General features: G+C 52.1%; 20 protein-coding genes, 1 tRNA gene and 1 pseudogene. 14 read left to right on the forward strand and 8 right to left on the reverse strand.

What is annotated here, in order from left to right:
- The 3 genes from AD949_RS01115 to AD949_RS01125 all read left to right on the forward strand — a co-directional run.
- A partial coding sequence (locus AD949_RS01115; protein ID WP_211259972.1) for a restriction endonuclease subunit S occupies positions 1–427 on the forward strand: 427 nt, incomplete at its 5' end.
- Entirely contained in the window at positions 424–1,371 is a 948-nt protein-coding gene (locus AD949_RS01120) for a GIY-YIG nuclease family protein (RefSeq protein ID WP_048836493.1), read from the forward strand. The genes AD949_RS01115 and AD949_RS01120, both read left to right, overlap by 4 nt.
- On the forward strand, positions 1,368–4,439 hold the full coding sequence (locus AD949_RS01125) for a type I restriction endonuclease subunit R (RefSeq protein ID WP_048836492.1): 3,072 nt from the start codon (positions 1,368–1,370) through the stop codon (positions 4,437–4,439). Before AD949_RS01120 ends, AD949_RS01125 begins: the two co-directional genes overlap by 4 nt.
- 6 nt (positions 4,440–4,445) lie before the next feature.
- Here AD949_RS01125 and AD949_RS01130 read toward each other — a convergent pair whose 3' ends face one another.
- The gene (locus AD949_RS01130; protein WP_048836491.1) at positions 4,446–5,123 is read right to left on the reverse strand and encodes a recombinase family protein; all 678 of its coding nucleotides are present in this window, start codon (positions 5,121–5,123) and stop codon (positions 4,446–4,448) included.
- A gap of 858 nt (positions 5,124–5,981) precedes the next feature.
- Entirely contained in the window at positions 5,982–6,467 is a 486-nt protein-coding gene (locus AD949_RS01135) for a hypothetical protein (protein WP_048836490.1), read from the reverse strand.
- Positions 6,468–6,850: 383 nt separating this feature from the next.
- Here AD949_RS01135 and AD949_RS01140 point away from each other — a divergent pair, with 383 nt between their 5' ends.
- Both AD949_RS01140 and AD949_RS01145 read left to right on the forward strand, forming a co-directional pair.
- Positions 6,851–7,297, forward strand: a complete 447-nt coding sequence (locus tag AD949_RS01140; RefSeq protein ID WP_048836489.1) for a hypothetical protein — start codon at positions 6,851–6,853, stop codon at positions 7,295–7,297.
- Between the two features lie 206 nt (positions 7,298–7,503).
- Entirely contained in the window at positions 7,504–7,902 is a 399-nt protein-coding gene (locus AD949_RS01145; protein WP_048836488.1) for a hypothetical protein, read from the forward strand.
- Between the two features lie 74 nt (positions 7,903–7,976).
- Here AD949_RS01145 and AD949_RS01150 read toward each other — a convergent pair whose 3' ends face one another.
- Genes AD949_RS01150 through AD949_RS01160 form a run of 3 tightly spaced genes read right to left on the reverse strand, consistent with a single transcriptional unit; the run spans position 7,977 to position 10,269 of the window.
- On the reverse strand, positions 7,977–8,339 hold the full coding sequence (locus AD949_RS01150) for a hypothetical protein (RefSeq protein ID WP_048836487.1): 363 nt from the start codon (positions 8,337–8,339) through the stop codon (positions 7,977–7,979).
- Positions 8,336–9,349, reverse strand: coding sequence for a type IV secretion system protein (locus AD949_RS01155; RefSeq protein WP_048836486.1), 1,014 nt, complete (start codon positions 9,347–9,349; stop codon positions 8,336–8,338). The genes AD949_RS01150 and AD949_RS01155 overlap by 4 nt, the downstream gene beginning before the upstream one ends.
- Positions 9,349–10,269, reverse strand: a complete 921-nt coding sequence (locus tag AD949_RS01160; RefSeq protein ID WP_141325479.1) for a type IV secretion system protein — start codon at positions 10,267–10,269, stop codon at positions 9,349–9,351. Before AD949_RS01160 ends, AD949_RS01155 begins: the two co-directional genes overlap by 1 nt.
- Positions 10,270–10,407: 138 nt before the next feature.
- On the opposite strand from AD949_RS01160, the pseudogene AD949_RS14700 reads away from it, so the two are divergent.
- Together AD949_RS14700 and AD949_RS13555 are read left to right on the forward strand one after the other, a co-directional pair.
- Positions 10,408–10,578: pseudogene (locus tag AD949_RS14700) on the forward strand (hypothetical protein); the annotation flags it as partial.
- 17 nt (positions 10,579–10,595) lie between these two features.
- Positions 10,596–11,786 carry a tyrosine-type recombinase/integrase gene (locus AD949_RS13555; protein WP_082064820.1) on the forward strand — a complete coding sequence of 397 codons (1,191 nt, stop codon included), beginning with the start codon at positions 10,596–10,598 and terminating at the stop codon, positions 11,784–11,786.
- Here the strand turns inward: AD949_RS13555 and AD949_RS01170 are convergent.
- Positions 11,765–11,839: transfer RNA gene (locus AD949_RS01170), tRNA-Val, on the reverse strand. The genes AD949_RS13555 and AD949_RS01170 overlap by 22 nt on opposite strands.
- Positions 11,840–11,906: 67 nt before the next feature.
- Between AD949_RS01170 and AD949_RS01175 the strand changes: the two genes are divergently transcribed.
- Entirely contained in the window at positions 11,907–12,833 is a 927-nt protein-coding gene (locus AD949_RS01175; protein ID WP_048836499.1) for an N-formylglutamate amidohydrolase, read from the forward strand.
- Between the two features lie 9 nt (positions 12,834–12,842).
- On the opposite strand, the gene AD949_RS01180 is transcribed toward AD949_RS01175, so the two are convergent.
- Positions 12,843–13,730, reverse strand: a complete 888-nt coding sequence (locus AD949_RS01180; RefSeq protein ID WP_048836483.1) for a glycosyltransferase family 2 protein — start codon at positions 13,728–13,730, stop codon at positions 12,843–12,845.
- Positions 13,731–13,939: 209 nt separating this feature from the next.
- On the opposite strand from AD949_RS01180, the gene AD949_RS14395 reads away from it, so the two are divergent.
- Entirely contained in the window at positions 13,940–14,305 is a 366-nt protein-coding gene (locus AD949_RS14395; protein WP_248845772.1) for a putative hemolysin, read from the forward strand.
- Positions 14,306–14,443: 138 nt separating this feature from the next.
- On the forward strand, positions 14,444–16,339 hold the full coding sequence (gene htpG, locus AD949_RS01190) for a molecular chaperone HtpG (RefSeq protein ID WP_048836497.1): 1,896 nt from the start codon (positions 14,444–14,446) through the stop codon (positions 16,337–16,339).
- A 380-nt stretch (positions 16,340–16,719) separates the two neighbouring features.
- Here htpG and mazG read toward each other — a convergent pair whose 3' ends face one another.
- Positions 16,720–17,598 (reverse strand): nucleoside triphosphate pyrophosphohydrolase, encoded by an 879-nt coding sequence (gene mazG, locus AD949_RS01195; protein ID WP_048836496.1) that lies wholly within the window; start codon positions 17,596–17,598, stop codon positions 16,720–16,722.
- Between the two features lie 365 nt (positions 17,599–17,963).
- Here mazG and argC point away from each other — a divergent pair, with 365 nt between their 5' ends.
- The 4 genes from argC to AD949_RS01215 all read left to right on the forward strand — a co-directional run bounded on the left by argC (position 17,964) and on the right by AD949_RS01215 (position 23,832).
- Positions 17,964–18,884, forward strand: a complete 921-nt coding sequence (gene argC, locus AD949_RS01200) for an N-acetyl-gamma-glutamyl-phosphate reductase (RefSeq protein WP_048836495.1) — start codon at positions 17,964–17,966, stop codon at positions 18,882–18,884.
- A 35-nt stretch (positions 18,885–18,919) separates the two neighbouring features.
- Positions 18,920–19,651, forward strand: a complete 732-nt coding sequence (locus AD949_RS01205) for an SDR family NAD(P)-dependent oxidoreductase (RefSeq protein WP_048836482.1) — start codon at positions 18,920–18,922, stop codon at positions 19,649–19,651.
- Positions 19,652–20,356: 705 nt separating this feature from the next.
- Positions 20,357–21,670, forward strand: coding sequence for an HlyD family secretion protein (locus AD949_RS01210; protein WP_048836481.1), 1,314 nt, complete (start codon positions 20,357–20,359; stop codon positions 21,668–21,670).
- Positions 21,667–23,832: a peptidase domain-containing ABC transporter gene (locus AD949_RS01215; RefSeq protein ID WP_048836480.1), complete on the forward strand. Its 2,166-nt coding sequence runs from the start codon at positions 21,667–21,669 to the stop codon at positions 23,830–23,832. The genes AD949_RS01210 and AD949_RS01215 overlap by 4 nt, the downstream gene beginning before the upstream one ends.
- The last annotated feature ends 144 nt before the right edge of the window (positions 23,833–23,976 follow it).

Here is a 23,976-nt window from a genome sequence, read left to right on the forward strand (position 1 = left end):
AATCACACTTCAGCGAATTTCCAAACAGGCTCTAAGAATTTCAAAGATATATAAGAAAGACTTACCGTGCTTGCTTTTACAGCGGGTGGGGTTATTGCGATTAAACAAATATTTAAATAGTTCTTTTCTAATGTACCAATATTCATTGCCAAATTTTATGCATTTTCTTGCTCCGGAAATGACAGGAGTTAGCGTTCCTCATATCAGTCCTTCGCAAATCGCATCTTTTCCCATTTGCCTTCCTTCTCGCAAAATTCAAGATGAAATTGTTACATACCTAGCTAGAGCGATTACCAAATTTGAAAGCCTTATTTTAACAGCGACTAACGCTATTACCCTGCTCAAAGAACGCCGCGCTGCTCTCATCTCCGCCGCTGTCACCGGCAAAATCGACGTTCGCGCCCAGAGCAAGGCCCTCGCAGCATGATCGATACCAAAGGCCGCTCTCTGGAGCTTTTCTATATCGACGGTCATCCGGACGGCATGATCACCGCTGAACTCTTCAACTGGACAGGGCATGTCTTCGTCACGCCTCGCACGCGCCTGACGGAGGCACTCAAACGGGAGGAAGCTGGTTACGCCGGGGTTTACCTACTGCTTGGTGAGAAAGAAGGAGAAGACTTCGCCTATATCGGGGAAGCCGAGGATCTTGGTGTCAGGTTGAAGCAGCACGCGGCGGCGAGTGACAAGGACTGGTGGGAAACCGCCGTTCTGGTCTCCGCCAGCGCGAACCGGCTGAACAAGGCGCATGTGAAATATCTTGAGGCGCGGCTTATCGTCATGGCGCGGGAGATCGGGCACACGCCACTACACAACGGCAATGCCCCGAAGCTGCCGGGTCTGACAGAAGCAGATATTGCCAAGATGGAGGCGTTTCTTGCCAGTCTGATGGTGGTGCTACCAGCTATTCGGGTGGACATGTTTATCCAGCGGAGCCGCCCGGCAGGATCAACGACTTCTGCTGTCACCAGACAAACTGCATGGGTAAATGAACGAAGCTCAGATTTAGAGCCAGAATTCACTCTCAAATATCCGAAATATGAAATAGAGGCGCATGCTGTTTTACAGGATGGCGAATTTATCGTTCTCACCGGTTCTCGTCTCTACCCGTGTTGGCAAGGGAAGGAAGGAACAAGCTATCATCCATTACGCGATGAACTTGAGAGAGGCGGCGTTATACGCTGTGAGGGTCAATCCGCTGTATTTGTGAAAGATTATGCTTTTTCCAGCCCAAGTGCGGCTGCATCAATCATCTATGGACGCCCTGCGAATGGCCCGGACAAGTGGCATCAGGTCCACTCTGGGATCACTTATAAAGAATGGGAAAATCGTCAGCTTGATGCTCTTCCCACAGAGGATGCAGCTGAATGACCGACCTTCACAAAGAGCATCATCTTGAATCTGAAATCTGCGATTATCTCGGTCGTTCCGGCTGGGTTTACGAAGACAGTTCGGCGGCCCGATATGACGTGGGGCTCGCACTGTTCCCTGAAGATCTGCTGGCATGGGTGCGTGAATGCGAACCCGAGGCGTGGGAGACGCTGGAAAAAATGCACGGCGGCTCGGCGGGGACTGTATTGTGCCAGCGGGTGCGGGATGCGCTGAACACACGGGGCGCGCTGGTTGTTCTGCGGGACGGGTTGGACATTATCGGGCTGACAAAGACGCTGAAGATCTGCCAGTTCCGTCCAGCGCTGACGATGAATCCGCATTTGCAACATCGTTATGACGTCAATCGCCTGCGCGTTGTTCGACAGGTGCGTTATTCGGCCAGTAACGGCAATGAGCTGGATCTGGTGCTATTTCTGAACGGCGTTCCGGTTGCGACCGCCGAACTGAAATCAAACTACATACAGTCAGTTCAGGACGCGGTGGAGCAGTATTGCTCCGATCGACTACCGAAGCCGCCGGGCAAGCCTGCGGAGCCGCTGCTTTCGGTGCCTGGCGGTGCGGTCGTGCATTTTGCTGTCAGCAACAGCGATGTGATGATGTGCACGCATCTGGATGGCGCGCACAGCCGCTTCCTGCCGTTCAATCAGGGGAACGCTGGCGGTGCGGGCAATCCCGGCACTACGGCGTATCTCTGGCAGGAAGTCTGGCAGCCGGACTCATGGCTGGATATTCTGGGCCGCTACGTCATTCCGGTGAAGAAAAAAGGGAAGATCTCGGGCTGGATCTTTCCGCGCTATCATCAGCTTGCCGCTACACGGCTGCTGGTCTCCACCATTCTGGAGAAAGGGCCGGGGCAACGTTACCTAATCCAGCACTCTGCCGGGTCGGGCAAGACGAACTCCATCGCGTGGACGGCACATTTTCTGTCCGACCTACATGACGCTCATAACCACAAGCTGTTCGATACTGTCATTGTGGTGTCAGACCGCACGGTTCTGGATCGGCAGCTTTCGGAAACCATTGAGAGCTTCGAGCGCACGCGTGGGGTAGTAGCGTCGATCTCTGGCAACGGGGGCAGCAAGAGCCAGGAACTTGCGACGGCCCTGCATACCGGCAAGAAAATCATTATCTGCACGATTCAGACCTTTCCGTTCGCTCTGGAAGAAATCCGTAAGCTTGCGGCAGCCGACGGCAAGCATTTCGTCGTGATTGCTGATGAGGCTCATTCCTCCCAGACCGGCACTTCGGCCAGTAAACTCAAGGCTGCTCTTTCCGCCGGTGAACTGGCGGAGCTTGCGGACGGTGGGGAGATCAGCACGGAAGACCTGCTGGCGGCGGAAATGGCGCAGAGGACGGCAGCAGACGCTGGCATTTCCTTCATTGCGTTCACGGCTACGCCAAAGGCCAAAACGCTGGAACTGTTCGGGCGCTTGCCGCATCCGGATCAGCCCAAGAGCAAGGACAATAAGCCTGAGGCGTTCCATGTCTATTCCATGCGGCAGGCTATCGAAGAAGGCTTTATCCTCGATGTGTTGCAGAATTATGTGTCCTGGAAACAGGCATTTCGCCTGAGCCAGAACGGGCAGATTCTGGATGACACAGAAGTCGAGGCTTCGGAGGCAAAGAAAGCACTGATGAAGTGGGTACGCCTGCATCCCACCAACATCGCCGCGCGCGTGCAGATTGTGGTGGAGCATTTCCGCCAAAATGTGCAGCCTCTCCTTGACGGCAAGGCACGCGCTATGGTCGTGACGGCCAGCCGCAAGGAGGCCGTGCGCTGGAAACTGGCTATGGATCGCTATGTGAAGGAAAAGCATTATCCCTTCGGGCTTCTCGCAGCATTCTCGGGTGAAGTGAATGACCCGGAAAGTGGTCCGGAGCCCTTTACGGAAAGCAATATCAACCCGGCACTCAAAGGGCGCGACCTGAGGGAAGTCTTTGCCGAAGATCCGTGGCGGATTCTGATCGTGGCGAACAAGTTCCAGACGGGTTTTGATCAGCCTTTGCTATGCGGCATGTATGTGGATCGTAAGCTCGGCGGGATTCAGGCCGTCCAGACGCTTTCACGCTTAAACCGTTGCTATCCGGGCAAGGACATGACTTTCGTTGTTGACTTCGAGAACGATCCCGAAGACATCCTCAAGGCGTTCCAGCAATATTACACGAAGGCCGAGCTGGCGGACCTCAGTGACCCGAACTGCGTGGTGAACCTGCGCCACAAGCTGGATGATGCCGGGCTATATGATCAGCCTGAAGTGGATCGGGTGGCTCATATCCTCACAAACCCGAAAGCGTCACAGCAGCAGCTTGACGCGGCCATTGTGCCGGTCAGTTCCCGTGTGCTGGGCCGCTATCGCGACGCACGGAAAATCATTCAGGACGAACCGGAAGGCTCACAGGAATGGAAGGAAGCGAAGGAGCGGATTGACGGACTGGCCCAGTTCCGGAGTGATCTAGCATCTTACGTGCGGATGTACGAGTTTTTCAGTCAGATGCTAAATTATGGCAATCCAGATTATGAAAAGCTATACCTGTTTGCAAAGATGCTGTGGCCGTTACTGAAGTTCGACCGTGAGCGTGAGACCATTGACACGACAACTTTGCGTTTGACGCATCACCGTATGAAAGATCTTGGTAAGCAGAAGCTTGGACTGAAGAACGAAGCCGGTGATGGGCTGGAGCCGATAAAGGAAGCCGGTTCGGGGCAACCGCAAGACAAAGTGAAGGTGCAGCTTTCCCGCATCATTGAGGCAATCAATGATCTGTTCGAGGGCGATCTGACAGATGGTGACAAAGTGGCCTTTGTCACTGGGCTTGAAACCAAGCTAGCAGAATCAGAAAAATTGCGTGAACAGGCAAAGGCTAACACAAAGGATCAGTTCGCTAACTCACCTGACCTTCAGGAAGAAGGGCTGAACGCGACCATTGAGCTTATGGAAGCTCATGAAAAAATGGGCAAACAGTTGCTGAATGATAACTCGCTGTTGCGTGCTGTTATTGCCGCCATCGTGAAGCAAGGCGGGCTTTGGGAGGGATTTCAGGGATAGGAGACTTTAAGCACCATCGGCGACCATTGTACTCGTATAGTGTAGCCAAACCTTTTTGACATGACTTGGGCTGCAACCTACCAAGCGGGCTGTTTCTAAAATACTTGTGCCGCCTTGTCGGAGTGCCACTATCCGTTCGTGAACTTTATGATTTGGTTTTCGTCCTCTGTATCTTCCTGAGGCTTTTGCCTGCTCAATACCTTGTTTTTGGCGCTCTCGTCTGTCTTCGTAGTCTTCTCGCGCCATTTGCAGAGAGAGCCGCAAAAGCATTTCCTGCATGGCTTCCAGGACCACACGAGTTACGCCTTCAGCTTCTGCAAGAACCTCAGACAGATCCACCAGTCCGGGAACGGCAAGCTTCGCCCCACGCTGCCGGATTGTCTGAACCAATCTATCTGCTTCACCCAATGGCAAGCGACTGATCCGGTCCATTTTTTCGGCAATCACTAACTCTCCCGGTTGGAGATCTGCGATCATCCGCATCAGTTCTGGGCGGTCGGAGCGTGCGCCCGATGCCTTTTCTCTATAAACTGCTGCCACATAACATCCAGCCGCACGGGCGTCTTCAATTACCCGCTCCTGTCTTCGTAAATCCTGTTCATCAGTGCTGACGCGGAGATAAATACGGGCAATTTTTGGATGAATGACTTCGCCTCTCTGTTGGTTGATATTTGCCTGGCTCATTAGGGTATACTCAAAAGAGCCATGATTTTTGGCTATAGCTCATTATGAAAATAGCAACTCTAATGAGCCATGTTTTTCTAGCAAACTCAAAAGAGCCATATCCCCAATGTAGCTCGCCGTGATTCCCAAAAGACATTCCTCCACTCATTTAACCAATCCTCACAGGTGCAAGATCCTTTACGGAAAAAGGCTAACCTTCATTCTAATGCCAAAAGACATGGAGAGGGCCGTCTGTAAAAACCTGACTCTGCTGTCCGAATTAGAAAGCAGACTCCAACCCATTTTCCTGTGCGATGTGTAACCATTATCTATCTGAAAGATTTACTCACAATATGAGTTACATAGCGTGACACAAAAAGCGACTTGTCTGGCGCTTTGCAAACTACGCCGCACTAGCTCCACTCGCCCAGACCTTCAGACCCTTCAAATTAGCTATAAATGGCTAAGGAATAGGCTGTGTGAATGTTCTGGTGGAGGTGTTCTACCAACTGGAAAATAAACGGCATCAGAAGTCGTTCACAAGAAAATACCCCCTATGGCAGTTACAAAGGGGTGGTAACTGCCCCGCCCTCATTCCAGCTCATACGGATCTTGGCCGAGATATTTGCTTAGCTGAAAAAGCTGATGACACCTGCAATCATGCACGTGAGACCTGTCCCAATGAGGCTGATTTCTAACAGCACAAAGCGGTGCCTGTCGGATTTTTCCATATAATCCAACCGCTCTAAAATTGGCCTAACCACTTCTGGTCTATCCACGATCTTGCCCTCCCCTGAGCATTGACCACTCTCTTTTGTGGGTGAGAATATAAGCTTGTATACCTCAAAACATGCAAAAACTCTCGAAAAACAAACGCGCTTATTTGGCTTTAGCTGCTACATCTTTGATCGCTTCATTGTAGATATATGGAAGCCCCAAGCGTTCGATAGCTGACTTTGCTTGGTCGCGCTGAGTCTTCTGTACGACTAGTCGCAGGAGATACAAGGATTCAAAAACACACGAAACCAGCTCAACGGGCAACGGTTCGCTCTCACTAGATCCAGTCTCGTTGCTCCGCGTTTTGATCCCATCCATAAGCATTTTTTTTATGTCTGCGAGCTGTCGTTCAGTTCCAGATTGTCGATCCAGCATCAATTCAACATGCCGCTCACTTGCCATTCTGGACAAAGCAGCCTCTCGCACCCAAGCGGACATATTGCCCCCTGAAAGCTCGCGGATCATGCGTTTTTCCTCTTCGGAAACACGAATAAGAATTTTAGCATCACATTGCTGAACCAAAATATACACCCAATTATACAAAAAAATGCCAATAGCCCGCTGAAAACAGCCATTCATTTGTGCCATGTTATACAAACAAATATACAGATTTTTTTTGCGGTGCGAAAAAACGAAGTTATTTCAATAACTTAATCAGTCCAACGGACTGCGTTTTGTGTATAGGCCAAAATTAAGGGTAAAAAACCTCTCTTCGATAATAGAAAAACCCTCGCACGAACCTTTTTAAGGGTGAAAAATCGTCCTTCTTTCGGAGCAAAGCGACCCATAACGGAAGAATAGCGGAAAAGTAACGCAACAAAACACCAACTCATCTAAAAGAAGCGAAAAGATAACAGAAAACACAATGTTTTTTTATTATGTCACGAAAAGGTTGTGAAAAAGTAGCTAAAAAAACTTGTACCCTGAAAAAAGCGCGATAGGATTCAATCAACCAGCATACAGGGGAAAAAATGACCTATACCGGCCCGAAAAGGACCAAGCTACGCGGCATCGTCCGAACCGAGCTTTCACGGATCGAAGAAATGCTCCGTGGTGGTTACACGATTACCGGAGTGGTAGAATTGCTCGAGCATGAGACGGGTCTAAAGATCAACCACCTGACCTTCAAAACAGCTTTGTCAGTTATACGGAAAGAACGGCGGGAAAATGGTAACTGGATTGCACAATCAAAAATTTTTCCTAATGTGACCGAAGCAGAGGCTGAGTCGCACATGGTAGAGCAAACACAAAAACAATCTTCAGAACCTGAACAACCCTCTATGCCAAGAAAGACGCAAATCACAAAAGACCAACCCCAAACGGCTGAAGAGAAAAAGCTCGCCCTCACGGAAGCCAGCCGCGCCCCAATCCCTAACCTCGAAAAATATCTCCCAAAACCCGGACGCATAAACCGATAGCCTTCCTAAGAGGCCTAATGAAAACGGGTGGTATCTGCCCCGCTTTTATCCTCCTGCTGGAAGGAAACTGATAGCCATTACGCTGCCAAAGGGGTGGTAATTGCCCCGTCTCACTACGCGTTACGTTATGGTTACGTTATGCGTGACGATACAGAAAATCAGTTCGTTCGAAAGATGACAGATATTGATAGAAGGTATGTGTAAAAATGGCAGAAATTATCAAATTTAAACCTGATCAGACTTCGGCAACACATCACAGGAACGCAACTCAAAAGGCTCTCCTTAAACGTGGATTGCGTCTTCTGGGCCGTGCCTGCCTTGCATGCTTACTGTTGCCCCTACGGTGGCTCCGTGGGCTTTTCATTCTAATCGGTGCCCTATTATTTCCCGCGATTGCTCCAGCCGGACTCTTTTTCCTCCTCTGGACTGCAATCTTCACCTTTGCAGAAATCCATGATGGTTGGAAAGAAGCGTGGACTGTTGAGGTAACTGGTGGCCTAGTCGTTGCCTCAATTGTGCTCTGGTTTATTTGCGAACGTGCGCGCGTTCTTTTGGATGAAGCCACCTTTAATCGTCATATGCGCTACTTAAATAAGAAAAAATAAAAATGATGATGTGCCTGTGGATTTGTAAACAAAAGGGATAGTCTTGATAGACTATCCCTGTTCCGCAGGATTGTTCACAAACCCATAGGTTTAATTTCAGATTTTCTGTTCAGCGTCGCAAAAGATACGACAAACAAAATCATACAGAACATTGCCGATACAATATCAGAGCGAAAGTATGGGATCATTACAAAGAATAAAATTATAAATGATATTAATTTTATTTTCTTCAATATCCACTCATTTACGTTCTTGATAATGTTTTTATTATCTATAATCGAAAATAGCACAAAAAATAATACGCTTACACTGAGATAAAACTCATATCCCTTGACCAACCTTGTGAGCATCACGACCGGTACAAATACACTGGCGACAAGCAACACCAAAACTGGCCACGTTACAAACATGGCCATAGTCCTAACTGCTCTCATCATCGGGAACTCCCTCGCGCCAGACCACGCGCAACATTGGCAGCGTTTGATGCCACCATACCGGCAGGACCACCTGCTGCTCCTTTGATTGCCTGAGTAAGTTCTGCAACGGCCTTTGTATTGGCTCCGCGTCCTGTCATTCCAAGGCCAGACGAAGCTGATTTTAAACCTTCCATGAGAGATGGCGCAGCAAGCTGAATTCCATCGCCAAGACGCGCTGCTACGCCAGGGATCTGCTTAATCACCTGTAACGTTATGACTGCAATAATCCCACATGTGAGAGTAGGCGCTAAAAGGCTTCCGTCTCCGGGCGTTTGAGCACGATCAATTGCCATTTTAAAGAGATGCTCAAACAGTCCAAAAGTGGCAGAAAGCATGACTGTAACCAGCCCATAATTGAGGCAGACACCTGTCCAGCGGCCAAAAATCCCGGATGTTGCTTTAAAAAGCAGACAGAAGATAGCAATAGGCCCAAGACACACACAGATTGCCAGCATGATCTTGGCGAAAAGTATGGAAGAGGCGCTCCCGGCACACAGGAAGACCGTAGTGATGGCTAGGCAGATCGCTTCAGCCAATGCCGCCAGCCCTCCCCCACTCATCACTCCAGCGGCTTTAAAAGCCGTTTTGGTGGCCTTCCAACCTTCGGTCAGAGCCGTGTCTAACGCTGTTGAAGCTGTCGCCCCAGCTTGATCGGTCGAGTTTGATAGAATTAGCAGGTTCGCAAAATCGTCCGGCACCTTCAAAATAACTGCCGCAATTTCGTGTTGGTACATGCCACCAGCAGATGCGACGGAGAGAATAATTCCCCATCGCAAAAATTTTTGCATTAAGGCAGATAAAGGCTCTCCGCTAGGGTTTAGCATAGTCATGACGCCTTCAATGGCAAGCACACAACTCATTGCCGCTGCGACCGCTGGCGTAACACCAATAATGACCGTTGAGATATTGTTCGCGACAAAATCTGTCGTAACCCCATCAATGTAATGGAAGATAGGACTAAAGACCTGCATTATTCTGCTCCTCCACCCGGATTAAAGGCAGGAACGACTTCATCATCTTCCCCAAGCGCATACTGGGTAGCAGCTTGCTCTTTCTGAGCTTCTAAAAGCTTGGTTTGAGCATTTTGTAGCATCTGCATGAGCTGGACTTGTGCAACCTGTGTCTGCACCTGACCAGAAGCGGCTTGCAGCCTATTTTGCAGATCGAGAGACTCTTTCTCTGTACCGACAGAATCAATTTCTCCGGAGATCTTCCTTAGGTTTTCCCACGTCTGATTGATGCCATTATAAGCCTGCTGCGCCATAGCCCTGTCATAACCACCCTGATTACGGGACTGCATCATGACGTATTGCAGGGCTTGCAACTTATCCATACTCCCTAGCTTGTTGGAAAAGGTTGAGTTGATCTGGTTGGCCGAACTAGCCAAAGAAGATCCTGCCCCCATCGCATCATCGTAAACATTCTGCCAGTTTGACGGCAGAACATCCTTGAGCTGATCGAGCATTCCGGGCGCGAGGTTAGACAGAAAATTGCCGTTTCCCGTCATTGAAGTGAGCATAGCTTTTGCTTGTTCGAGCTGCGATGCCATATTTGCAATCTGCTCGCCAAACTGCGCTGCTTTCTGTGCGAAACCTTGCGGATCTTGAGTGATGATGCCTTGTGCAAAACTACTTTGACTGTGAAACGTCGTAGTCAACAATATACCAAGGAAGAAGAGACTTCTTTGCCTTCTCATTTGCGACCTCTTTTTTAAAATAACTTCCGGTATATATGCCCAAACAACCACAGAACCCAATAATTTTCTCTTTCCTTGAAAATGCAAATTCAAGTAAATAGAACAAGTTTTCCAAAAAATATTTTCAATTTTATATTGACCACATAAAAAAAGGAGGCAGAATGCCCCCTGATTTGCGGCATTGAGTGCGTCCAACACCCAATGCCGCGCAGAACCGCAGAAACTACCTGACGGCCTGCTATGGCAAGACTGTTACATGATTCTAGGATAATATTCATCCCCAAAATCATGTAATTTTGTCATTAAATGGTCGCTTGTCGGAGATAAGATACAGTGACCATTCATGCTATCGACTTTTCAAAACAGCCTTTCACAGAAAAAATAGCTGCTTCTTACCTTGGAATCTCTCTAGCCACATTAAAACGTGAAAGAGTGGAGGGAAAGATTGGTTATATAAAAATCCGCTCTCGTTACCGCTACACAGAGAATCATTTAACTGATTATTTAAAGAGCAATGAAATATGTCCGAAGAAAAATTTCGAATTGGAGAATATTTCCTCGATCGACGTAAAAATTCACCAGCATGGTGTGCTTGCCACTATGAACCAAAAACAAGACAAACGAAGCGAACATCGCTTCGCACAACTGTTTTTCATGAAGCACAAATAAAACTTGCAGAATATGTGGCAGAACACTCAGTTAAACGCAATGTGCATAATTCAGATGCAACTATGGCAACCATTTTTTTTCGTTACTTCAAAAAACATAGTAAACAGACACGGAGCGCCCAACCGAACTATCGTGCTTTGCAGTTAGTTTTAGACTGCCTCAAACCAAATTATACAGTTGCAGATTATACCATTTCCGAACAACGGCGCATTTCTGAATATATGCGTAGCCAAGGATACTCTGCCGGATATACGCGCCGAATTATGGGTATTGCCGCTGCTGCCATAAACTGGGCATGGAAAAATGGTGAAATCGAACGTCAAATTCCCATTGTATTACCTCCTGATGGTACAGGCCGCGAACGCATAATGACCATTCAAGAGATGGCACGATTATGGGATGTTGATATGCCATCGCACCTTCGCATGTTTCTGGCCCTTATAATTGGTACGGCGTCACGACCGGAAGCTCTTCTGGAACTTACGCGTGAACAGTGTGATTTACAGCACGGAGTAATAGACCTTAACCCACCCGGCCGACCCCGCACAAAAAAGCGGCGACCCCGTGTGCCAATGCCTGCGTTCTTGCGCCCATGGATTGAGACCGTGCCTTCGGGACATCTTGTGACTTACAAGAGCAAGCCGATCTTGAAAATTAATGGGGCATGGCGAGCTGCGAGAGAAGCGGCTGGCCTATCGCCTGAAATCGTGCCCTACACCGTTCGCCATACTATGGCGACAGAACTGATCACGCGTGGCGTACCTGAGATAGAAGTCGCTTCTCTCATGGGACATGCCATGCCCAATCTTCGCACCACAGGCCGCTATGTGCATGTGCGTCCGGACTTCCTCGCCAACGCCAGACAGGCTATTGAAGAGGTCGCAAGCGCCATTGACCGGGTGGCAGCCCGGTCAATGGTAAATCTCAATTTGCGTGCTAATAGCGTGCTAGACTCAACTGCAAAGGATGGCAGTCCAATGCATAAGCCTCAGAAAACCGTTGGTTTTCTGCCGGATAAAGATGGTGGGCGCAACAGGGATTGAACCTGTGACCCCTACCATGTCAAGGTAGTGCTCTACCGCTGAGCTATGCGCCCATCTTTGACCGTGGGCCGCGTTCTATCGCGCTTGCGTTCAAAGCGCAAGCCCCTCAATGATGGTCTGATGAAAAAGCTTACGCATAGCCTGATCAACCGGGGTCTGGCCCGTGTTTTACCGGGAGTGCCCGCCAGCATTGCAGAGGAAGCAGACCGTATGCAGGCGCCCTCGCCTGTGCTGGTCTCCGGCCAGCCGGTAACGGCTGTGGTGTTGGCTTCCCCGCATTCCGGGCGCTTTTATCCTGAAGCTTTTGTGCAGGAAAGCCGGCAACCTCTGACGATTCTGCGCAGTGGAGAAGACAGCTATGTTGAAGACCTGGCCGCCAGTGCGCACGCGTTGGGCCCCATACTTGTGCACGCGACCTTCCCTCGAGTTTTTTGCGATGTTAACCGTGCCGCGTGGGATCTGGACCCGCGTATGTTCGAAACGCCCGCACCCCCTTTTGTGCGCGCAACGCACAGGGGGTTGTCTGGGTTAGGCTCTGTGCCCCGCATTGTGGCCGATAACCGCCAGATTTACCGAACACGTATGCCTTTTATGGAGGCTGCTCTACGAATCCGGGATTACTGGATGCCCTACCATGTGGCACTCGCTAACGCCCTGAACCAGACGCTTGCGCGCCACAACATCACTCTGCTTCTGGACCTGCATTCCATGCCGGATGTCCCGGAGGCCGGAAATCCGGATTTTGTGCTCGGGGATGCTCATGGCGCAAGCTGTGCCAGCACGCTTGTTCAAACCGCCGAGGAGAGTTTGCAATCCATGGGTTTTAAGACCTCTCGCAATATCCCATACGCTGGCGGCTATATTACACAGCATTACGGTCGCCCACGGGAGGGGTTACACGCTCTGCAAATCGAGATGCGTCGCGGTTTATATATGCATGAAAAAACACGCGATAAGCACAGTGGTTTCTTTGATCTACAGCATGCCATTTCTCAGATGACCGAAAAATTAATTGCACATATGCACTCGTGTGAAATGACTGGATAAAATACTGTCTCAGAGCGCCTCTAAAAAGCGGTCGGGAATTCTACAGAGATTACTTTCTCTTCCGGCCTTTATAATCCCGACAAAATCAAGTGTGTCCAGAGCGCATTCAGACCGACTATCCTGAAATGCTCTGATAAAATCCAGCAACGCCTGATCTGGCATGCGATGAGACTCTCCATGATGAAGAGTGCGTGCGCGAGCACTCCACGGCAGCCCCCGCGTGCAAGCCAGACGCTCAAGCACACTGCTCTGGTCAGCATATTTCAGGTGAAACATCCATAACGCTGCATCCAGCATGGCTGGCTCTTTGCACTTATGGAAACCCGGCTCCCATGTAAGCGGCACAGAAGAAAGGAGTGTTTTGCAGGACCATATCCTGACCGCTCCATAAGGCCGTTGTTGCAGAATAGGCTTATCCCACTGGACGGGCGGAAGGTTGGGTTCGCACTCCATCACATCCACACCGATACAACGCACACTGGCCGCAGGTGCATGAGCCGCGTAGTCCCGCAAAGACGTATAGCGCGCAGGGTCTGCCACAAGAAACTCGTCACAATCCGTAAAAAGAACGGACTGATAGCTGCGAAGAAGTTTTTTCTGAAATACCTGAACCTGTCTGCACCGGTCAATTTCGTCCAGTTCAGTCCGCCGCAGCGGAATAACATGACAACCCGGAAGTTCAGGCAGATTGTCACTCCCATGGTCCAGAATAAAAAGATTTTCTGCCCCCACTTGCTGCCCATAATAACGGACCCATAAAGGCAGCATACGGTGTTCATTATAAACCATGGTGAATACAGCCAGAGGTTTACGCGCATTATCCACCGATGCGCGAGACAGCCGCCAGAAAAAGCGTCTACAGGCCGCCTGTATTCTTTCCCATCTGTCTTTCATCATGCACCTCGCTTGATCGGTTCATGAGAAAATTTAGCACATTGCCTCATTTATACCTTTGTCCAATGATGACCTTCTCTCTGGAACAAGGCCTCTCGCACCGGGCTGGTCTGGCGCGTAACCGGAGCCATACTCAGGAGAAGACAGGATTATGATCAAAAGTATTGACCACGCCCCGCGTCCCATTTCATAAAAAATTAACAGGCACAGCCGTGCTGGGCGTTGCCCTGTTGGGACTGGCCGCTTGCCAGACCACCCCGGCCACAGCCAGCGAGCAGCCAAACGGTTCCGCCACACCCAACGCCGCTCTGCCGCAGGGAGTTGCCCCGCAAAATGGCACTCCGACGGGTAACGTCGCCACCACGTCTGCCGCCACAACGCCACAACGCGGAAAGCTGATCGGCATGGCTAACCCGGCATCTGTCCATTGTGTGAAGGCAGGCGGCAAACTGGAAATCCGCACAGGGGCGTCTGGCGGCCAATATGGTGTGTGCCATATGCCGGACGGCAACAGTTGCGAGGAATGGTCTTTCTTCCGCACAGGCCAGTGCAAGGCTGAATCGCTGAAAAACCATTGATGTTCTGCCTCGGGAGATATTGAAAAATTCTCCCGTTCATCTCATTTCTAAAAGGATGCAGGAGGTGGCGGCTTTTGGCCTGTGGGCAAAGGCTGCTGCGCTCATGATGCAGTGTCACGCATAAATGCGGGGAAAGAGATGACGGAAACAGCCACGGGCAGCACGCCCGCACAGGGCAGCGAAACACGGGAATTTAGCGCGGAAGTCGGGCGGTTGCTCGACCTTGTGGTGCATTCGCTCTATTCCGAGCGGGAAATTTTTCTGCGCGAACTGGTCGCCAACTCAGCCGACGCCACGGACCGCCGTCGCTTTGAGGCTCTGACTGACGGCGCCCATGCCCTGCCGGATGATGCCAAAATCCGCATTAATCCGGAAAAAGATGCCCGCTTGCTGACCATCAGTGATGATGGTGCTGGCATGAGCAAAGAAGAACTGGTCTCCAACCTGGGCACCATTGCCAAATCCGGCACACGCGCCTTTGGCCAGAAGCTGGAAGATGCAAAACCGGAAGACCGCCCGAACCTGATCGGCCAGTTTGGCGTCGGCTTTTACGCAGCGTTTATGGTGGCGGATAAAGTGGATGTTGTCTCCCGTCGCGCAGGCTCGGATGACGCTTGGCGCTGGACGTCTGACGGCAAAGGCTCCTACACGCTGGAACCCGCCACGCGCGAAAAAGCCGGAACGGACATTACGCTGCACATCAAGGAAGACGCGGACGAGTTCCTTGATAGCTGGCGTTTGGAAGCTATCATCCGCAAGTGGTCGGACCATATTGCCTGGCCTGTCACGATTGTGAAGGACGGCAAGGAAGAAGCCGCCAACGAGGGCACCGCCCTGTGGCGCAAGCCGCGTAGCGAAATTACGGACGATCAGCTTAACGCGTTCTATCGTCACATCACCCACAATTTTGATACACCGTGGGACACGCTGCACTGGCGCGCGGAAGGCACGATTGAATTCTCTGCTCTACTGTTTGTCCCGGGAAGCCGCCCGTTTGAATTTGCCGAGCAGACACGGGAAAGCAAGATAAGGCTGCATGTCCGCCGTATGTTCATTACGGATGACGCCAATATCCTCCCCTCATGGCTGCGTTTTGTGCAGGGTGTGGTGGATACGGAAGATCTGCCGCTCAACGTCTCGCGTGAAATGCTTCAGGCCACTCCGGTTCTGGCGCGTATCCGCAAGGCCGTGACCGGCAAGGTGATGGGGGAACTAAAAACCCGCTCCAAAGATGAAGAAGCCTACGCCAGCTTCTGGGAAAATTTTGGCCCTGTGCTGAAGGAAGGCATGTGGGATGACCCAGCACACCGCGCGGAAGTCGCTGCACTCAGCCGTTTCCGGTCCAGCGCTGTGGATGGTTTGACCTCTCTGGACGCTTATATCAGCCGCATGAAGCCCGAGCAGGACGCGATTTACTATCTGACCGACGATAATGCAGAAACACTGGCAGCATCCCCGCAAATTGAAGGCTTCAAAGCCCGTGGCGTGGAAGTCCTGCTGCTGTCTGACGCCGTAGATTCCTTCTGGCCGGACCGTCTGGGCACGTATGAAGGCAAAGCTCTGCGCAACGTGGCACAGGGCCAGACCGACCTTGAAAAGTTTGGTGCCCCGGAAGAAAGCGATGCCGAAAAAGCCGACATGGAGACACTGGTGCCTGCGCTGAAAACTGCGCTGGGTGAAACAGTTTCCGACATTCGCGCCACCGACCGTCTGGTCAACAGCGCCATGGTGCTGACAGCCCCTGAAGGCGGCCCGGATCTGCAACTGCAAAAGCTCATGCAGCGGAGCGGGCAGCGTCTGCCTCCTGTCACCCCGGTTCTGGAACTCAACCCGGCTCACCCGATTGTCCACCATCTGGCGGACCTCGTAAAAGCAGGCAAGCCGGTTGACGCTCTGGCTCATATTCTGCTGGACGTTGCCAGCATCCAGAATGGTGAACCGCCGAAGGACGTCAACGCGTTCTCCCGCAGACTGATGGACTATCTGGCTGGTGGCGTTGAGGCTGCAATCCCGGTAGCACCTACCGCAGACTGATCTGATTGCTCTGCTTTGAGCCTATGAAAACTGGCCCCTTCATAACGAAGGAGCCAGTTTTTTGGTTTTTTGAGCTGCAAACAGGCACCCGACAAGCGGATCGCCATCGTTTTCAAGTTTACGCCAGTTCGTGTGACAGTCGATCCATACAAGGGCTTTTATGCCATCGGCCCTTCTTGTCTCTACCCAGCTCGCTGCGCGGTGCGGCTAAACCTCGGGCTTCTTTGGAAAGAAAATATACAAAAATTCATGACATAGTTATGAAAATTCTAAAATACGCATGGCACGTCACACCCCTCAAACCACTCTCCGATTACATACAGAAAGACAGCCTATCAACGCCTGACTCTAGCAAGCTCTTGCCTGTGCGCTGACAGATTTCAGCCATCGCGTTTTTTGACACGATTCCAGACGTCATCCAGGTACGCCACGGGTTCATCCAGCATGGAGCGGCCTTCTGCCGCCAGTTCAGCCTCAACTGCCTGAAAGCGCCGGGTGAACTTGTCACAGGCCTGCCTCAGGCATGCTTCCGGGTCCAGATCCAGCCGTCGGGCCAGACTGGCGAGTGAGAAAAAGACGTCCCCAAGCTCATCCTGCATTTTGGCGCGGTCATTTGCCTGCATTTCCACGGCAAACTCTTCCATTTCCTCATGGACCTTCGCCACAACGCCTTGCACGTCCGGCCAGTCAAACCCGACACGGGCCGCACGCGAGGCAATTTTTGAGGCCCGAAGCAACGCTGGCAAAGCCGGAGGAATCCCCGCCAGCGCACTGGACTGTTCTCCCGGAGCCCGTAATTTTTGCCGCTCTTTTTCTTTCAGCCTCTCCCACTGCCCCGGCATGGCCGTATAGGCAGACGGCCCAGAGGCTGCGTACCCAGATGAACGCGGATCAGAGAGCGTGGGAGAGGAATCCGACACAGTCCCAGTCTCTCTATTTTTCGCCAAGCTGGCGTCCAGCGGCACGCTGCCTAGCACGTCTGGTCCAAAGGTAACGTGCGGGTGGCGGCGGATCATTTTTTCCGTAATCAGTCGCGCGACCGTCGCAAAATCAAAATATCCTTCCTCTTCCGCCAGACGGGCCTGATAGACCACCTGCAACAGCAGGTCTCCCAATTCATCAGGAAATGCCTGCCAGTCCTGTTTCTGGATGGCGTCAAGAACTTCATAGGCTTCCTCAATGGCATAGGGTGCTATGGTTTCATGCGTCTGCTCCCGGTCCCACGGGCAGCCATGTTCCGGGTCACGCAGGCGGGCCATAAGCGCGACAAGACGCGTCAGTTCACGGGCAGCGTCCGTCTGCGCGGCTGTTGCAGACTGTGTCGGCACCAATCCGTCTGTAGCTTTTGCATCCATAAGACCACGTCCCCCCTTCAATCCTTTTTGTATTCCCCTTCCGCGCCCACAGACCTATACTCTGCACGGCAGAAAGACGCTCTGGAGCAGGAAGCTCATGCACCGCATGCCAGCACTGCATGGACACGGTGTTTTTTGCCTCTCCCCCTTCCGCCACAAGGGATTTAGCCCGTATATGCGGAAGCTGGGAAACGGAACAGTCCGCGCACCATAGACCATGGCTCCGGACGAAGACAGGGAACCCCCGTATCCGGGTGGAGGATGAAGGCATGACACAGCAGCCGGTTATTTTTATTGACGGAGAAGCCGGAACGACCGGTCTGGGTATGCGGGACCGCCTGTCTGCCTTACCCGTGCGCCTCCACTCCATCAATCCAGTCCACCGCAAGGACCCGGCCGCACGTAAGGACGCCATGGAAGCGGCCGATCTGGTTGTGCTATGCCTGCCAGATGATGCCTCCCGCGAGGCTGTTGCAATGGCTGAAACCCTTGGGGAAAACGCCCCCCGCCTTCTGGACGCCAGCACAGCGTTCCGCACAGAAGCCGGATGGATCTATGGTTTTCCAGAACTCTCTGCGGCACAGAGTGAGGCTATTCAGGGTGCTCCGCGCGTTTCCAACCCCGGCTGTTATCCGACCGGTGCCATTGCCCTGCTGCGCCCGTTGATTGACGCGGGTATTATGGAGCCGCACTACCCTGTCTGCATCAACGCCATCAGCGGATATTCTGGCGGCGGTCGCGCCATGATTGAAGCCCATATGCGGGATGGCGGCCCGGCTTTTGAACTCTACGGGCTTGGGCTGGACCATAAGCATGTGCCGGAAATCCATCTGCATGCTGGGTTAACCCGTCGTCCGGTTTTTGTGCCATCCGTCGGACATTTTGCGCAGGGCATGATTGTCTCCATCCCTCTGCATCTGGATGACCTGAATGGCGGTGTGACAGGGGATGACCTGCACACCGCGCTGGCGGGGCGCTATGCCGGGCAGGACCGCGTGCATGTTCTGCCTACTGAACCAAAGCTGTCCGCCGAGGCTCTCGCAGGGCGTGACACCATGGAACTGCGTGTACATGGCAGCCCGCATACGCGGCAGGCCGTGCTGACGGCGCGTCTGGACAACCTCGGTAAAGGCGCTTCCGGTGCGGCCTTACAGAACATTGCCCTGATGCTCAGCCTCCAGCAGGTCTGAGCCTTTCAACCTTTTTAAAATAGGATTTTCTGAGCATGACACACCGTGTAGCCCTCATTACAGGCGGTAGCCGCGGCATTGGCGCTGGTATTGCGGAAGCTCTGGCGAAAGACGGGTTTGATATTGCGCTAACCTACGCCCGCAATGCAGACGCAGCTGAAGCCACCGCCGCCAAAGTGCGGGCACAAGGCCGCAAGGCGCTGTGCATTCAGGCCGACGGGACAACCGTTGCCGGTAATCAGGCTGGTGTTGCCGAAACACTCAAAGAATTTGGCCGCATTGATACACTGGTCTGCAACGCAGGCACGTATCCTTACGGGCCGATTGGCGAAATGAGTGTTGAGCAGATTGAACATGTGCTGAACCTGAATGTGCGTGCCGTGATGGTAGAAACCATGGAAGCGGTCAAACACATGAAGGAAGGCGGTCGTCTTATTTTTATCGGCTCCGCTTTTGGTGCACGCGCGCCCTTTCCCGGTATTTCTCTCTATGCTGCGACTAAAGCGGCTCTGCGTGGCTTTACGCAGGGTGTCGCACGGGACCTTGGCCCCAAAGGCATTACCGTCAACGTAGTGGAACCCGGCCCCATTGATACAGATATGAACCCTGCGACAGGAGACGTTGCCAAACTGATCAGCAGTTTTGTTGCAACCGGCAAATACGGCACGGTGCAGGACATTGCCAGCATGGTCTCCTTCCTCGCCAGCCCGCAGGCCGGATACATTACAGGGGCCGCACTGCCGGTAGATGGTGGTCTGGAAGCCTGATTTTCCAACCTGATAGTTTTTCAAAAACCGGGATAAGAGCTTTTCTTTCCCGGTTTTTTATGCTCTTACGCCAATCTGCCTCATTATTCATATTTGAAATAATTAATAAAAACACTCACATTTTTTAAGAATGATACAGCGCACATTCCCACTCAGGCCCTGAGCATTCTTATATAATTTTCAAAGAGTAAGCGCGATGCTTATCTCTGCTGCCTACAGTAAGAGACACTGTTCCGGGCGGCACCTGCTGTTTAACTACAACAATAGAGTCTGTTTGTTCTCGCATTGGCTGCCAAGGTCGGAGAACAGGCAGTTCGCAGTCCATCGTCGTTTCAAAACAGCATGGTGAAATATTCTAAGGAGAATTTTTATTTTTATGGCTTATATCCCCTGAAATGCTATTGACCAAAAAAGTAGCATTCAGAACCAATAGATCAGTAATTTTTCGTTAATTATCGATAAATTATTTCTATATTTTTCACTTCTAATTCAAAAAACTTAGAAATTTTTATTTTTTTGAAATATTCTCTAGCGATATTCTCTCAACACACCTAAAGCATTACGCCTTTGTAAGTTTAGAACGATCTCTGGAGCTTCCCTTCTTATGGCCCCGACCGACGCAGGATACGCTTATGGCGTTCCTCCGCAGCACAGACTTTGCGCTTGTCCTGTTCCGCCCCACGCCCGCTCGGAATCCGCCTGCCAATGAGTTCTGACCTCTTCAGGCCGGAAGCCCTTGAAGCACGGCGGCAGTCATGGTTGGGGCAGGTACAGGCCTCTCAGCCCCTCTCCATCCGGATTGCAGCGTGGTTCACTGTTGCCCTCGTTGTGCTGGCCATTCTCTACACCATCTTCGGGGTCTATACCCGGCGTGTGCATGCAACCGGGTTGATGATGCCCCCTGCCGGACTGATTACAGTCAATGCCAGTGCGGCTGGCATTATCATGAAGCAGCATGCGGAAGAAGGGATGCGCGTTAAAAAAGGAGAGACCCTTTTTGTTATTGACCTTGAAGCAACATCCTCTTCCGGCCCGACTCAGGGGCATGTTCTGGCGGAATTGACGACTCAGCGGGCACTTTTTGAAAAACAGAAGGCTATTCGCTCCGCCGATGCCCCCGTTGAAAAACAGTCCATGGTCACACAAATCCGCTATTTGCAGCAACAGCATGAACATATTGGGCACCAGTTGGAAAACGATGCCCATGTACTGCCAGTTGTGGAAAGCGCTGTGCGTCGCATGCAAAGTGCGGAAACCGCACATCTGGTAACAGAAACACAGTTCCAGAGTCAGCTTTACACCTATGCGCAGCTTCTCAGCAGTCATGCCCAGTTTCTACAAAACTATACCGATACAGAAGGAAAAATTGCAGACCTGACATCAAAGCTGATCCGGTATGACAGCCAGCTTGCGCATGATCTTAACGATCTGGACAGGCAAATTGCCCAGATTGATCAGCAGATTGCGGAAGGAGAAGGCCACCGCACCAACGTTATTCTGGCCCCGGATGATGGAATTTTAACAGCTCTGCGCGCCAACCCCGGCCAGCAGGTTTCCGCAGGCACGCCGCTTGTCACACTCCTGCCCACCGGCCACACGCTGGAAGCAGAACTCTATGTCTCCAGTGCTTCCATCGGGTTTATTCATGAAGGTGAGCCTGTTCTACTACGTTACGCAGCGTTTCCGTATCAGCGGTTTGGCCTCTCGCGCGGGCATGTGCGGGAAATTACCCGTGCTCCGATTACCGCGACCGACACCAATTCTACCGGCCAGCATGCAGCGCCCACCGCCAAAGACAAAACACAGTCTCAGACCCCCAGTCAGGACGTGTACCGTGTCCGTGTCCTGCCAGACAAACAGTATGTCGAGGCCTATGGGCAACGCAAAGATCTTGAAGCCGGAATGGAAGTAGAAGCTGACATCGCCATTGATTCCCGTAGACTGTACCGATGGATTTTTGATCCTGTTATCAGCATGCGAGACAGTATTTACGCCGTAAGCGGAGGGTTGGTGAAATGAACCTTGGCCAGAAACAACTGGAATTTGGCTGGGGTTCTCGCACGCCGGTTATCCTACAGGTCGAAGCATCGGAATGTGGTCTGGCCTGTCTGGCCATGATCATGGGCCATTACGGCAACCATATTGACCTTGCCACCTTGCGCCGCCGCTATTCTGTGTCCGTCAAAGGCGTATCCCTGCGCGATCTGGTAACAACAGCAGACAAGGTTGGCCTGTCCACCCGCGCTGTGCGGCTGGATATGGAGGACCTACAAAATCTCCGCCTACCTTGCATCCTGCATTGGAGCATGAACCATTTTGTCGTTCTGACAAAAGTAACGCCTACCAAAGTCACTATTCACGACCCTGCCGTGGGCAAACGCACCCTGAGCATGGGCGAGGTCTCGCGCGAATTTACCGGTATCGCGCTGGAAGCTGTTCCGAACGAGAGTTTTCGGAAGCACGATGACCGGGAAACCCTGCGCCTGCGTGACCTGTTCCGTCAGGTGGCTGGACTTCGCCCTGCTCTTATGGTGCTTTTTGCGCTTTCTCTAGGGCTGGAAGTCATTGCTCTGGTCATGCCGATGATTTCTCAGGTTGTGATTGATGAAGTCATTGTCACGGCAGATCATGAACTGATGATCACCATTGCCTTTGGTCTGGCGCTGCTACTGCTGCTGCAAATGCTGATAGGCTCTGTGCGCCAATGGGCCGTGCTCATTCTGGGCACCCGTGTGGGGCTGGAATGGAACACCAGCCTGTTTGACCATCTCTCCCGTCTGCCCTTGGACTATTTTTCAAAACGGCACGTAGGAGATGTTCTCTCCCGCTTCAATGCGCTGGGCACCATTCAAAAAACCATCACCACCGATATGGTGCAGACCATCATGGATGGGCTGATGGCCATTGGGATGGCGATCATGCTGTTTATCTATGGCGGGTGGCTGGGCATGATTGCCATGATTGCCACCGGGCTGGATATTCTTCTGCGGCTGATTACCTACCGCGTCTATCGGGAGGCATCAGAAGAGCAGATTGTTATTGATGCGCGTCAACAAAGTCATTTTATAGAAACACTGCGGGGCATGGCCAGTGTAAAACTGCTCGGCCTGCGGGAGCGGCGGCGCACGACGTGGCTGAACCTGATTGTGGACAGCATCAATATCCGCCTGCGCCTGCAGCGGTATGACCTGATTTACGGGCGGCTGGGTGACCTGATTTTTGGCGCGGACCGTCTGATCATGATGGTACTGGGCGCAGATGCCGTGATGCGGGGGGATATGAGTGTGGGGATGCTGGTCGCGTTCCTGTCTTACAAGGACCAGTTTGCCAGCCGCATTGGCAGCCTGATTAGCAGCGGGTTCCAACTCCGGATGCTGAACGTGCAGACTGACCGCCTGTCCGATATTGTCATGACTGACCCGGAACCCTCCGCCAAAGGGATTATACCTGTACCCTTGCGAGCGGACGGGGAAGCACAGGCGGCTACGTTGAGTTGCGTGAATATCTCGGCACGCTACGGCACGCAGGATCCGTGGATTTTCAAAGATATTTCAATCGATATTCCGGCAGGGTCTTCCGTAGCCATTGTCGGCCCCTCCGGCTGCGGGAAAACCACTCTGCTCAAAACCATGATGGGCCTTATGCATCTGGACGAAGGGGAAATCCGGCTGGATGGTGCGGATATTGCCGCCCTGACACTGGAAGGCTACCGGGACCGGATTGCAGGTGTGTTGCAGGATGACGGTCTATTTTCCGGCTCTATTGCCGATAATATCAGTGGTTTTGCAGAAAATCAGGATGAGGAATGGCTTCAGGAATGTGCCCGGCGCGCCGCCATTCTGGAAGACATCATGCGGATGCCTATGGGGTTTGAAACACTGGTAGGAGATATGGGGAGCGGTCTGTCCGGCGGCCAGAAACAGCGCGTTATTCTGGCGCGTGCCCTGTACCGGCGGCCTGAAATCCTGTTCCTTGATGAAGCCACCAGCCATCTGGATGAACTGACTGAATATAAAGTGGCCGCTGCTCTGCGGGACATGAACATCACGCGCGTGATGGTCGCCCATCGCCCGGCCACTATTGCCCATGCGGATAGGGTCTATGTCTTTCAGCCGGGCGGACAGCTTATTCCGTATGAACGTCCGCAACCGCCGCAAAACCCGGCGGTGGAAGAGGGCTAGGGCCTGTTAGATCTTGAAATTCTTCCCATATTGTAGGGATGGAAGAAGGAGACGGAACAGGCACTTTTACGGATGAGACGTGGGCGATCTGGGAACCTCTGATTGAGACGGTTCGCCCGCGGGGCAAGACGCCGCCCCATGATC

Source organism: Acetobacter orleanensis (assembly GCF_001581005.1).
Taxonomy (GTDB): Bacteria; Pseudomonadota; Alphaproteobacteria; order Acetobacterales; family Acetobacteraceae; genus Acetobacter; species Acetobacter orleanensis.